At 66.0% G+C, this 13,926-nt stretch carries 1 protein-coding gene (cut by a window edge); it reads right to left on the reverse strand.

Translation table 11 applies throughout. From position 1 onward, the window contains the following. Positions 1-13,908, reverse strand: partial view of a hypothetical protein gene (locus VL688_11955; GenBank protein HTL48763.1) — the beginning only. Its footprint begins 33,756 nt before the window's first position; 13,908 of the gene's 47,664 nt are visible here — the first part of the coding sequence; it begins with the start codon at positions 13,906-13,908; the stop codon falls past the left edge of the window. Between the last annotated feature and the right edge of the window lie 18 nt (positions 13,909-13,926).

Here is a 13,926-nt window from a genome sequence, read left to right on the forward strand (position 1 = left end):
CGGGACCAGCGCTTCGAGTTCGTTATAGCGCGCCGCGACCGCGTCGATGAACGACTGAGGCACGCCTTCTATGTTGCTGTAGCCGACGCCCATGCCGTGCAGCGCGATGCCGTAGAGACGGCGGGCTTCGGTCAGATTGCCGTCGAGCGCGGCCTGGTTGGCCTGGCGCAGCAGGTCATCCGCGCGGCTCGTGCTCGTCGTATTCACCGGATGCGGCGTGGCCGTGCTGAGGCCGGCCGGGATCGCGCCGTAATCGAATGTGTCCTGCGCCGTGGTATTCAGCTGTCCTTCGATCAGCGCGGCCAGACCGGACATGTGCGGCGCCGCGGCCTGCTCCTCCGCGGTTTCGAGCGTTGTGGTGACATGGTTGAGGATCGAGCCGATGGCCGCCGTCTGGTCCGAGAGGAACTGCTGCAGGCGGGCCTGCACTTCGGAGGCCTGCACTGATCCGGCCTGGAGGCCTTCCACATTGACGCCGATGGCCGCCAGAGAATCCAGCATGCCCTGCGCGTTGCCCGCCAGCGCCTGTTCGATGAGAGCGCTATTGGCAGCCGCTTCCATCAGCCCCTGCATCGTTCCCAGAACGCTGTCCATGATTCTCTGGCCGAGGCCCGACTGGGCGAACAAGCCGAGGTTATTGTCGTCGAAGTTTTCGATTTCCGCGTTCTCGACTTCCAGGCCCGTGCTGGCGCCCGCGATGCCGGGAGCGCCTTCGCTCGCGATCGCCGCCGGCACCAGGAAACCGTCCACGCCGTTGAAGGCCTTGCCGAGCATCTCGTTCAAGGCTGTCGTCAGCGCGGCCGTCAGGTCATTGCCGGTCTTGGCCAGATCGCTGTCGGAAAGATTCAGTTTCAGTTCCTTGGCCGCGCTGCGGAGCGCCGTCAGGTCATTGGCGCTGAGCGCCTGGCCGTTCGCAGCCTTCTCGAGCGCGCTGGAGAGCGCCACAAAAGCCCGCACGTTCGTGCCGCGGGTCAGCATTCCGCCGTCGAGCTGCGCGATCGCGATGTTGCCGGCAAACTTGACGAAGGCATCCGCCATTTCGCGGGTGATGTTACCCCTGCTGACCATGACTTCGATGCGGATGAGGTTGCCGACCAGGTTGCGGAGCGCGCTGGCCCCGAAGCGCGAAGCCACGCGCACGTCGATGTAGCGCGCGAGGATGTGCTGGCGCGCCTCGATGCTGAGGTGCTGGCTGTTGTTGATGATCATGCTCAGGACGATGTGGCCGGCGGGCGTGAGCTGGCCCCCGCTGGCAAAGCCGCTGAACGGATCGGACAGGAGCGACATCATGGCTTCACGGTAATCCGAATCCAGGGTGCTGAGAATGCTCAGGACAAGCGGGCTGAGCGCGAGCGAATCCGGACCCGGATCGTAAATCTCGACCGGGATGGTCGCGGCCAGAACTTCCTTTGCCGCGCTCTGGACATCGCCCGAGCCTTTGAGGGCCGCCTGGTAATTGGCGACGGCATCGCGCAGGGTTTGCTCGGCTTTGGCCCGGGTTTTTTCCTTCTGGGCGTCGGTCACGACGGTCGGGACTTTGGCATTGTTGGCGACGCCCGGAATCGCCTGATGACCTTCGGGTATCGGAGCCGCCTGCTGCTGCGCCTGAGGCGCGGTGGAGTTCACGTTCGCTTCATGAGAAGCCCATGCGTTGGTGGCCACGGCATCCAGCTGGGCGCGCGACGCCTTGCCCAGGGTCTGAGAATCGCCGTTCTGCTGCATCAGGGCGCTCCGGAGGATCGACACAGCCGCGAGAGCAGCCTGGCCGACCGCATCGCCGGCTTCGACATTATTGCCGCTGAGGACCGTATTGAGCGCGGCGACGATCTGCGCGTCCGTGGCATTGCTGCCGAGCGCCGCGCGCATGTAGCTCATGAGTGCTTCGAAACGGGCGTCCGCGGTAGTCGCGGCGCCGATGCCGCTTTCGGCGGCCGTCGCTTTCTGTGAGGTCGCGGCATGGGCCTGGGCCGCGCGTTCGTCGAGCTTGGCCGTGTCGGTGACGAGGCTGTTCGTGGCCTGCCCCATCGCGGTCTTGTTGTTGACGGCCTGCGCCTGGAGCGAAGCGATCAGGTTCTCGATTTCGGTCTGAGCCGCCTCATTCTGACTGAAGTTGCCCGCCGTCTGCTGCAAGCCTTCGACCGTGCTCTTGGCGTTGTCGATGGACTGCTGGTAGGCCGCGCGCGCGGTATCCAGCCTTCCCTGCGCCTGCACCAGGGCCAGCCGCGCCGCTTCCAATTTCTCGGCCGAACCCGCTTTGCCGGCAAGCGCTTCCATCTTGGCCGTGACGTAATCATTGGCGGCTCTCGTGGCCTGGCTCAGCGCGCTCTGATAATTGCGCGCGGCGTCCTGCATCGCGGCGGAAGCCGCGCTGGCCTGGTTCGCGCTCGCAGCGCGTTCGTTGAGCACGGTCATGTCGGCCGCATTGGTCGTGGCCGCGTGCGTGTCTTCCAGCGAAGACTGCTGGGCCTGCGCGTGATTGTCGAGCATTTCGGCCATCTTTTTAATCTGCGACTGGACCGCCGGGCCGGCTTTGGAAACCGCGGGAGACGACGCCTGCTGGTTCAGCGCGGTCGCGGTCTGGCGAGCCTGAGTAATGGCCTGCTGGTAATCGGCGCGGGCATCGCTGAGGCGGCTGATGGCCTCATTGAGAGCTTCCCGGGCCGCCGCGACCCGCTGGGCATTAGCCGCGGTCGGGCTCGAGAGATACGCCTGCTGAGCTTGCTGGTACTTGCCCGCGGCATCATTGACTTGGCCGGCCGCCGTATCATACGTCTGGCGGGCCGTCGTCAGCTTGCCTTCCGCCGCCTGGTTGAGCTGGTTGGCCTGCGGCATGGCTTTCTGCGCGGCCGCGCGGGTTTCCATCTCGGCCTTGGTGTTCTGCCCGATCACATTGCCGGCCAGGTAGGAATTGGTGACCTGTTCCATCGTGGCCTGGTTCTTCCAAACCTGCTTGAGGCCGTTCATGAGGAAGTCCTGGAAGCGAAGCTTGCCTTCCTCTTCCCCGAACTGCTTGATCAGCATTTCGCGCATGGCGCGGATGACGGCCTGCGAATATTTGTATTCCGCGGACATGCCGCCTCGATCCACGGCTTCGGCCTTCGCGATGCGGGCCTGCGCGGCCGCAATGTCGAAGCCGTGGTCGGCCTTGTTTGCGTCCGGGCCGCCCTTCGTGTAGTCGGCGATCTGTTCCATCATGAAAAGGGCGAAGTCTTCGGCCACGCCTTCAGTGGCGTACAGCTGGTCGGCGCCATACTTGCCGCGCTGTTCCAGGTTGACGGCGTTGAAGGCGGCGTGGCCGAGCTCGTGGGCGAACGTGCGCAGGGCGCCCGCGAAGTCGTCCATGACCGCGGCGTTCAGGGTGATGGAGATCGTCCGGCCGTCCGCGTCGCGGCTGGCCTGGCCGCGGAAGTTCGCATTCTCATCGGCGATGATCTTGAATTCGAAAGCGCCTTCTTTCAAGCCGGGAAGTTCCTGGCCGAAGTAAGCGATCTGCGCGGCCTTGCTGAACGAGAGCAGGTACTGGGCCGTGACCATCTTGCCGTCGGCCGAGAAGATGCGCGCTTTGGTCAGCATGAACGTGAGGAAGTGGCCGCGGGCCTGGACGTCGATCGGGAATTTGCCGGTCTGAACCGCGTTCATGATCATGCTGCGGACCAATTTCTGTTCCGAGGCGGGCAGTCCGGCGACATACGTGTCCAGATCCTCGGCGAGATTCTGGCGCGCCTCGGGGCTCCGGTTCAGCAGGCCGTCCATCATCATTTTGTCGATGGCGCTCTTGGAGCCGATGTCGCGTCCCTGGTAGAGCTGGACCACGTGGCTCAGAGCGGCTTTGAGATAGCCCATTTCGGTGATGCCGAAAATCCAGCCGGCCAGCTGCATGGCGACCTTCAAGCCGCCTTTGATCTTGCCGCTCTTGCCGTTCTTGGTGGCATCTTCGAGTTTGGAAGCGGCCTGGGAAGTGGCCGTGACGTTCGGCACGGGCGCGGTGCGGCGTGACGTAGGTGTCGGCGCCGCGGCTTGTTCTTTCTTCGCGCCCCAGCCGAAGATCGACTGGGTGATCATCGCGCCGGTGCCGCGGGCGACCATGTTGTAAGCGGTGTGGAACGCCGAAATGGAACCGTAAGCGACGAGCATCGCGGTCCAGTTCATCGGACCCGCGAGGCTGGCCATCACGGTTCCGGACACCAGGCCGTAAGTGAGGGCGCCGACGATACCCGTGCCGAGGCCGAACAGGAAGTGGCTGCCGAAGCGCGCCAGCGTCAGGTCGCCTTGGCGATAAGCCGCGACCGTATGAAGCGCGGTAAACACGACGGCCTGCGCCACGATGCCGATGCCGGCCGCCCACGGCGCGGCCACGAGCGTGCTGACGGCGAGCATGGTGCCCGCAAGGACAAGGCCCTGGATCGCGGTTTCACCGAAGCCTTCGATGAAGCTCGCGACGGTGTTGCCGACCAGATTCGACAGGAACCTGCCGAACCAGGACTGCGGCGCGCCCGCAAGAGCCGGGGCCGAAGTAGTGGCCGCGACCGGAGGCCCGCGGGTCGTAACCGGCGCGTTCTGCTGCTGCGCCGCGGTCTGGGACTGAGTCGTGACGACCGTGCCCGTCACCTGCTGCGACATGCGGCTGGTCACGGTGCTGTTGAGCACTGCGAACGGCGAATTGCCGGCGGTCAGCTGCGTGCCGGAGGTCGCGGCGATGGCGCTCGGGATCAGCGCGTTGCCGAGGCTGGTCATGAAGTTCTGCACCGCGCCGTTGATCGCGTTCATCATGTCGGCCTGCGTCTGGCCGGCGGCGAGGGCAACACCCTGCTGGCTGAGGATCGAGTTGTTCGCGAGGCTGGCCGCGATCTGGTTGAGCTGGTCCTGCGAAAGCTGCTGGTTGGCGGACGCGGCCTGCTGGAGCTGGTTCTGCGCCGCGCGCAGCGAGAGGAAGGCCTGCACACGGCCCGGGCCCTGGGCGATGAGCGAAACGAAGTTCATGCCCTGGAGGTCCGCGATGTTCAGGAGGCCGGACGAGAAGGCCTCCGCGAGGGCCTGCTGCGTGGAGCGCTGGCCCACCGGGCTGAGATTGGTGATCATGATCAGGTTCGCGACCAGCTGCTGCAGGCTCTTGCTGTCGAGTTCCGCCAGCTGCGTCGTGACTTCGGTCACGCGATCCGCGCGCTGCGCGTCCGTCATGTTCGAGCTGTAGTAACCCTGCACGACGGCCCGCTGGACGTCGTCAAAGGTGACGATGAGGTTGGCCAGGTCAGTCAGCTGCTGCTGGCCGATGCCGTAGCCTTCGGAAATATTGTACGCCATGAAGTTCGTGCCGAACAGGTAGTTCACCGCGCCGGCCAGCTGCGCGAGGATGAAGCCGAAGACGCCCGTCGACTGGCTGGTGACCTGCGACTGGCCGAGCAGCACTTCCGCGAGCTTGCGGATATTTTCGATGCGTTTGGCCACCGGCGTGGTCACGGCCTGCACGACCGCGGTCTGAACCGTCTGTTGCGCGGTGCCGGAAATCTGGCGGAGCAGCGACTGCACGAGCGCGTTACGGTGCTCTTCGGTAATGATGTTCGCGGCGTAGAGCTGTTCGATCAGCGACACCATGGCCATCACGGCTTCGTTGAAGTTCGCGCTGCTCGCCGTGAGCTTGGTGATTTCGGACTGCAGCGTGTTGACGATCGTGTTCTGGAGGTCGCCGACAACCAGGCTGCCGAGGCTCGCGGCCAGGTTCTGCGAAACGTTCTGCGCCGTAGCCACGTCGACCTCCGCCTCGGCGAGGATCTGCGTCACGGCCTGCACGAAGTCCCGCACGGCTTCGGCCGCGGACTTGGTGGTCGTGGCGGTAGGCACCGAGGGCGTGATCGGAGGCGACAGGTTGTTCCGGAGATCCGCCAGCGCCTGCTGCGCCTTGGCCTGCGTGAGCGCACTCGTCAGCTGGCTCAGCGTGAACTTGGCGCCCATCGAGGTCATCATCGAGTTCATCGCGGCCGCGTTGACCGAACCCGTGACCGTAAATTCCACTTCCCCGCTCTGGGTGATCGTCACCTGCATGCCCGCCGGAATCGTGATCTTCTGGCCGGCCACTTCGATTTCCGTGTTGGCCAGGACCGTGAAGCTGATGTTGCCCGCGCTGTCGAACTGGAGCGTGGCGTTGGCGTCGATGGCAAAGCTGATGCCGCGGAAGGTAATCGTGATCGAGGCCGGGATCGTCGCCGTCCCGTTCGTGGCGCTGGCCACCGTGACCGCGGCGCCGAGCGGCAGCGCCTGCGACAGCGTGCCGTTGGAAAGCGTGACCACGCCCGTTTCGTTGACCTGGATCTGCGTGACGCCGACCGCCATCTGGAGCTGGCCTTGTTCGTTCTGCGTGACCGTCGCGCCGACCGTCGCCGCGACGGAGGCGACCTGAACGCCGTTATGCGTGACCGTGATGCCGTCCGTGCCGGCGAGGACCGTCGTCGTGACACCGTTCGCCTGGCTGGTATACGAAACCGAGCCGGACACCGCATCGACGGAAACCGTCGTGTTGCCGACGAGCGTGACCGTGGCCGCGCCCGCCTGCACCGTGAGCGCGTTCTGGGCCGAGATTCCAAAGAAGCCGAGCACGCCGTTGTCGGAGTTGATGATCGTGTTGGCCGGCACCGTCATCTGCGTGTTGCCCGCCTGCAGGGCGAGCGTGCCGCTGGCCACGCGGATTTGTCCGGCCGCCACGCTGACCGCGCCGGTGACGGCATTGACTTCGACCTGCGTGTTGAGGCCGATGTTGACCTGAGCGCCGTTGATCGTCACCGTCGCCGTCGTTCCCTGCGTCGAGAGGACGACGTTGCCGTTCGCGGTGCTCGTCGCGCGGACACCTGCCGCAAGAGTAATCGTCCGGCCGTTCGCGCTGAGCTCGGCCATGCCTGTCGCGCCCACACGGAATGAGAGGCCTGCGCCGAGCGTGGCGCCGTTGACCGTGGCCGTACCCTGCGTGACGCTGTAGTTCTGGCCGTTCAACGTGACCTGCGTGCCGGCCGTGCCCGAAATCGTGGTGTCGCCAAACTGCACGCTGCCGTTTTCGGCGAATGCAAACGTGGCCGCGCCCGTCGCCATATTCAGGGTGACCGTCGTGTTCTGGCCGACCGAGTAAAGGGTGCCGTTCACGGTGATCGAAGCGCGGAAAGCCGAGCCGGTTTCTCCCGTCGTGATCGAGACCGTGTTCGTCGCCGCGTCAACCGTCAGCGTGGTGCCGACGCCCATGGTGATGAGGGTACCGTTCACGTTGGTAATGACCGCAGTCGGCGCGGCCATCACCGTGACTTCGCCGGCGGCCGAGACCGTGAGGAGCGTGTTCGCGCCGACCGTCATGGTGACGTTGCCGACCGTGACCGTGCTGCCCCGCGTCGAGGCGCTGATGATCATGCTGCCGTTGGCGGCGATGGTGACGTTGCTGCCCTGCGTGAGCGTGACCGTCTGATTGCCGATCGTGACCGTCGTGTTGCCGGCGGCCGCGAAGACTTTCGCGCTGCCGTCCGCCTCGAGCTGCACGAAGGCGTTGCTGCCGAGCGTGGCGGTCATGCCGTTCACCGTCACCGTGCTGCCGGCCGCGTTGGACTGGATTTCGATCCCTTCGTCCGTGATCGTGATGGCCGTATTTGCGCTGAGGACAACTTGCTGCGCCGCGCCCTGCTGGTTGGCGACCGTGTAGACCGCGCCCGCGGACGTGTTGGTAATCTTGGCGCGCTGCTCGCTGAGGTTGACCGTCTGGCCCTGCGCCACGGTAAGCGTGCGGCCGCCCGTCTGGACCGTGACGCCGGCGGAAGTCGCCGTGACCTGGGCGCCGAGCGCGTTCGCCGTGAGATTCACGCCCGTGGGCACACTCACCGTCACGCCGTTTGCGGTGACGCTGGCGCCGGAAGTGGTCGAGAGTTCGCCCTGGCTCGAGAGCGTGAAATTCGCGCCCTGGCTGAGGGTCGTGGTGACGCCGCCCGAGGTGTAGACGGCCGCGCCGGAAGCGGCGGTGACTTCGAGATTCGGGCCCTGGACCTGGACCACGGTTCCGGCCGCGACGTTGAGCGTGCCGCCCTGCACTTCCAGGGTGCCGGAAGACGCCATGGTAAAGGTTTCGATCTGGCCCGCGGCATTGACGCTGACCGTCACTCCGGCTGAGAGCGTGACCTGCTGGCCGCTGAGGGTCGTGGTGACCGGCGCCGTGGTGGTAAAGGTGCGCGTGCCGTCCGCCGCAACCGTCAGGCTGGTGCCGGCGGCCACGGTGACGCTGGTGATGCCGTTATCGAGCGTCATGTCCGCGGTCGTGGTCAGGAGGACGCTTCCGGCCGTGGTGAGCGCGAACGAGTCCACGTTCTGGCCCTGGACGTTGACCGTCTGGCCGGCCGGCAGGCTCACGGTGGCCGTGCCGTTGGTGTTGAACTGGACCGTCGAACCCGCGGGCAGCGTGACCGTGCCCACGTTCGGAAGCGTGATCGTCGTGGTCTGGTTTTCAGGGACACTCACGGTCATGGCACCGTTGGCCGCGACCGTGACTTCGACGTGCGCCGGGACCGTTACCTGCTGGCCCGCGACCGTCGTGGTGAACGGGTTGAGCGTGCCGACCGTAGTACCCGGCGTGACGGACGTGACGCCGGTGGCAATCGCGAAGTCGATGGCGGCGCGCGTGATCTTGACGCCGCCCTTCAGGAGTGCGATGGCCGCGGTGAGCGTGGCATTGAGGACCGTCATGTCCGTGTCGGAAATGTCGATCTGCGTAGCTCCAGGCGTATTGTTGTTGGCGATGATGGCCTGGAAGGCGGCGGTCGCGTCCTTGATCTGCTGGATGACTTCCGCGAGCCGCGCCGTATCGAGCGTGAACAGGTTCAGCTTGCCCACGAACTGCGAGGCCACAATAAGTTCGGACGTGAGCGCGAGCGACTGCGGCGTGTTCTGGGCCATCACTTCGTTCGCGACGCGCTGGTAGAACTTCACGCCGGCTTCGACGCGGGCCGCATCGCCCGTCTGCGCGAGGGCCTTGGCGACCGGCGTAAGCGTCGGCATGCTGACCGCGAGCTGTTCCCATTCGTTCACGGTGCTGTTCGCGTTCTGGACGATCTGGAGCGCCTGGGCGACATTGGCGAGACCGTAATTGGCGACCGCGGCCGCGACCTGCGGGGCCGAAGCGAGGAGTGTCGTGGAATTGGCTTCCGCGGCCACCGTGATCTCCAGCGCAAGCTGCGCGACCTGCACGCCGTGCGTCGTCACGATCTCGATGATCGCCGCCGTGAACTGCTGGCCGTTCTGCGTTCCGTTGACGATGTCCTGGAAAACGACGGGCGCCGAAGCCTGCGCGAGCGTGAGGGCCTGGACCACCGTCGCCACCGAAGCGCCGGTTGTATTGACGATGTTGGCGATGACAGCCACGTTCTGTGCCGTGGTCAGCGCGGCGGCCGCCGTGCCCGTCGCCGTCTTCTGGATTTCCATGACAATCTGGATGTTCTGGGCCGTCATCGCGATCGGCGTGACCGCATGGGTCGGGGTCGCGGCCGCAACCACGGCCTGAACCTGCGCCACCACGTTCTTGACGGTCGCGGTCTGCGAGCCAAGGGTCGCCGAATTCACAAGCGCCTGGAAGACGGCCTGCAGCTGCTGGCCGTTGAGCGCCGAGCTCTGGTGCGCCGCGAGCACGGCCTGGAGTTGCAGGGTCGTCAGATTCGCGCCCGTGACACCGGCCTGGTGCGCGGCAAGGAGCACGGACACGTTTTGCACCGTGATCGTCATGCCGAACTGGTTGGCGAAATTGACGATCTGCAGCGCTTCGGTGAAGCTAACCGGCGTGGTGGTTTCGACGGCCGAATAAACTTCGATGACCTTGGCAAGCGCCTCGGCGATATTCGTCACCTGCGCGAGTTCGGCCGTCGTGAGCGCCGTGCCGTACTTGGTCGCTACGGCAACCGCGTAAACCTGGACGGCGCTCATGCCCGGCGCCGCGGCTTCGGAAACCACTTGCGCGGTCTGCGTGGCATCAAGCTGCAGCGCGGCGGCAAAAACCTGGGCGGCGATGGTCGCGGCAATCGCTTCGGTGACCGCGACCTGGCCGTTGACGCTGGTCAGGATTCCGGTCTCGACCCTGAGAACATTGGCGATCACATCCAAAGAGACTCCCTGCGCCACGGCAATCGCCACGGCTTCCATGATCGCACTCGAGTGCGCGACACCGGACAGCAGCACAATGGCCGGAGCCACGGTGACGCCGTTGGCGAGGGCCGTCTGGACGTTTGCCGCCTGCGCGGCAAGGAAGGCCATGACAGCCTGGACCGGCGTCGCATTCGGGGCGACATTCGCGACCGCCTGGGCCACGGGAACTCCCATTTGCTGAGCCACCGCGGCAACCGCGGCAACGGCCGGCGACTGGACCGGCGCGACGGCGGGCGTCGTGGCCTGCGTGGCGGTGATCGTCGTGATCGCGGCCTGGACCGCCGCGACCGTGTTCTGTGCGACCGCGGCCGTCACGGGACCGGTGTGCGTCGCGAGCGCGGAGAAGATGGCCGGCAGCGCGAGCGGGTTCGCGGATGCGCTCGAGTAAACACCGAGAACGGCCTTCACCGTTTCCGCGGAAGTGACGCCCGCCTGGTAAGCGGCCGCGACAACGGGCGCGCTCTGCGCCGTGACCTGCACGCCGATCTGATGGCTGAATTCCACGATCTTCAAGGCTTCGGTCAGCGTGATCGGCGCGGTGTTCTCGGCCTGAGCCTGGATGACGATGATGTGCGCCAGCGCCTGCGTGACGGTGGTCACCTGGCCGATCGCCGTCATGGTCAGCGCCACGTTGAACTGCGCGGCCGCGGCCATGGCGAAAATCTGGACCGCCGTGACCGGCGCGGACATGGCCGCGATCTGCTGGCTGATCGAGAGGGTCTGCGCCGTGGACAATCCGAAAGAGGCGGCAAAGAGAGCGATGACCACGCTCTGCGCCTGCACGTCGCTGAGCGACGTGGCTCCGAGGCTGGCCGTCGAGATTGTCGATGCGATAGTCGCGATCGAAACGCCGTTGGCCAGGGCAATGGCCACGGCCGTCAAGACGGCCGGCGACGTGGCCGCGGCGCCGGGAATCGAGGCGAGCACGGTGGTATTGACCGCCGGCGATGCCAGCTGCTGGGCGATGTATGCGGCCACGGCCTCGATGGCGTTGGTCGTATTGGCCGCGATGTTCGCCACGGCTTCGTGGACAGGCGCGCCGATCTGCTGCGCGGCGGCGACAACCGCGGCGGCCGCGGCGGGCGAAACGTTCTGCGACTGCGCGGCAAGAACAGCCTGGATCGCCGCGGGCGTGGCCGCGGCATTGGCCGCCGCCAGGACCTGAAGAACCGGCGCGACCGTCTGGACCGCGGCATTGACTTGAGCGCTCGTGTAAGAGCCGGTCGTTCCCTGCGCCGCGAGCGCGGCAAAGACCGCGGAAGCTGCGTTCACATTGAGTTTGTTGGCGCTCAGCACGTTCAGGACGCGCGAGAGGTTCGAGCTCGTGACGAGCGTCGGGCTCTGGCTGTAAGCCGCGACGACCGCGCCCACGTTCTGGGCCGTGACCGTAATGCCCTGGCTCTGGGCGAAATCAATGGCGGCAAGCGCGAGCACGCGCGCGGTGGCCGGCGTCATGCCCGCCAGGTTCGCGGCCGCGGCAATCGCGACGGCCTGCACCGGCGTCACGAGGCCGCCGTTGATCTGGCTGAGCACGGTAGCTATCGATTGATTGCTGGCCAGCGCCATCATGGCCGGGAAAACTTCCTGGACCGAAATGCCGGGCGTTGACAGGACTTGCTGCTTCTGGGCTTCGGTGAGCCCGAAGATTTCCGCCGCCATCTGCACCACAAATTCGAGCCTTCCCTGTTCGGTGATCGGCGACGAAACCGCCGCAAGCGCCTGGGCCTTGGCAATGGCCGTCTGCGTATCGATACCCATCGAAACCGCGAGGGCGATGGCCATCACGACTGTAGGCGTGACGTCCAGATCCACCGTATTGAAAATTTCCTGGGCGATGATCGTGGCCTGCGCCAGGTCATGCCCGGTCGCGTGCGCCACGACCAGCGCGATCGCGCGCACCGGCGAAGCGCCGTAAAGGCCTTGCGCCAAAAGCTGGGCGGCCACATTGATGTCGATATTGAGCTGCTGCGCGATGGCCAGCGCCTGGGCCATGGCCAGTTTCTGCTCCGGCAGCACTTTGGTCACGATGTCGATCAGTTCCGGCGTGGCCGTGATGTTTCTCACCTGCTCGATGGCTTTCAGGGCGAGTCCGGACTGCTGGGCCGCCTGCTGGATCAGGCTGGTGGTGATGACCGCGCCGCCTTCGGCCAGTTTCGCAAGACGTCCGAAGGTCGCGGGAATCGCCGTGGCATCGAATTTCGTCTTGCCGGTCTTTTCATCTTTGGCCATCAGCTTGCTCGCTTCAGCCATGACCGCGTCGATGACATTGGCCGTCACAAGCGTGGGGCTGGCTTTATAAGCGGCGACAATGAAAGGCGTGGATTGGAGTGAAACATTAACTCCGTTCTGCTGGGCAATCTTCACGGCGGCAAGGGCCGCGCCCGTGCTCAGGCCCTGCGCCTGGGCGTAGGCGATCGCCAGCGCCTGGACCGGCGTCACCTGGACTCCATTGATGACGGTCCTTGCGGCCGCCACCACATTCGAGACCTGCAGTCCATGGAGAACGCCCGCGGCCACCACGAACACCTCCGAGGCCGTAAGGTTCTGGGCCGCCGCCGCCTCCTGAACTTTCTTGACCTGTTCCGGGGTCAGGCCATGGACCTGGGCCGCGACCTGGACCGCGAGCTGCACGGGTGACGCGACCGTGCCCGCGGCGGACTGCTGGAGCGCCAGCGCGACGGCCTGGCCGACCGAGACACCGCTCGCCGCGGCAAGGGTGGCGACCATGACGACCGACGCCGAGACATTGCGCGTGCCGAGGGCCGCGACGACCTGATCGACGATCTTGACGTTGCCCGCCTGCTGCGCGGCGACGAGAGCGATGGCGCGGTTCACGTTCGTGACCGTGAAGGTCACGGTGCCGGCCGAATCGGTGCGGACGATCAAACTGACGATGGAAGCAAGGTCGGTCACGCCCATCTGCTGGGCCGCGGCAATGGCGGCGGCCAGCGCGAGCTGCGCGGCGGCCGGAGCGGCGGCGACAAGCCGGACGGCTTCGGGCGTCGCGGTGGCCTGGGCCTGCGACAGCGCCGCGACCGCGGCCTGGACCTTCGCGGCTTCCTGGTGCATCTGGGCCGGCGTCTGCACCGGCGTTCCCTTGTTCGCGAGTTCCGCCATCTGGCCGAAGAGGGCCGGCAGGCCGCTCGCGTTGTACTTGCCGCTCGCGTAAGCGCCGAGCACGAGTTTCAGCTGCGCGTTCTGCGCCGCATTCGTTCCCGTGATGCCGAGCGACAGCGCCACGCGCGCGACTTCGAGATTCTCGGCCGTGGCCGCGATGCCGTTGCTGACGAGCATGTTGACGAGCGCGAGCATCTGCGCCTGGTCAAGACCCGCCAGCGCCGGGGCGTTCTGCTGGACCGCGGTAAGCACGGTCTGCACGGCCTGCACGGGCGTCGTGATGTTGGCGGCCGCGGCATTGGTGAGGCTTATATTATAGGAAGCCGCGATCACGTGCGCGAGGACCTGGGCGGGCGTGGATGCCGGAGACGCGGCCAGGCGGTTCTGGACTTCCTGCATCTGCGCCGCGGTAAGGTTGAAGGACACGCCCAGGATCGTGGCCAGCTGCTGCGCCTGGTTCATGACGACCGTCGAATTGGCCATTTCGGTCGCGCGCGCGATGGCCACATTGATGTCCACGCCGAAAGCGACGGCGACGGCCACGACATTGGCAACGGCCGGCGCGAGGTCGGTGTGCTGCGCAAGCTGCGCGGCCACGTTCTGCGCCTGGACCGCGGAGAGCTGGAAGGCCTGCTGCATGACGAACGCAGCGGCCTG

The sequence above is a fragment of the Verrucomicrobiia bacterium genome, assembly GCA_035495615.1.
Taxonomy (GTDB): Bacteria; Omnitrophota; Omnitrophia; order Omnitrophales; family Aquincolibacteriaceae; genus DATJFP01.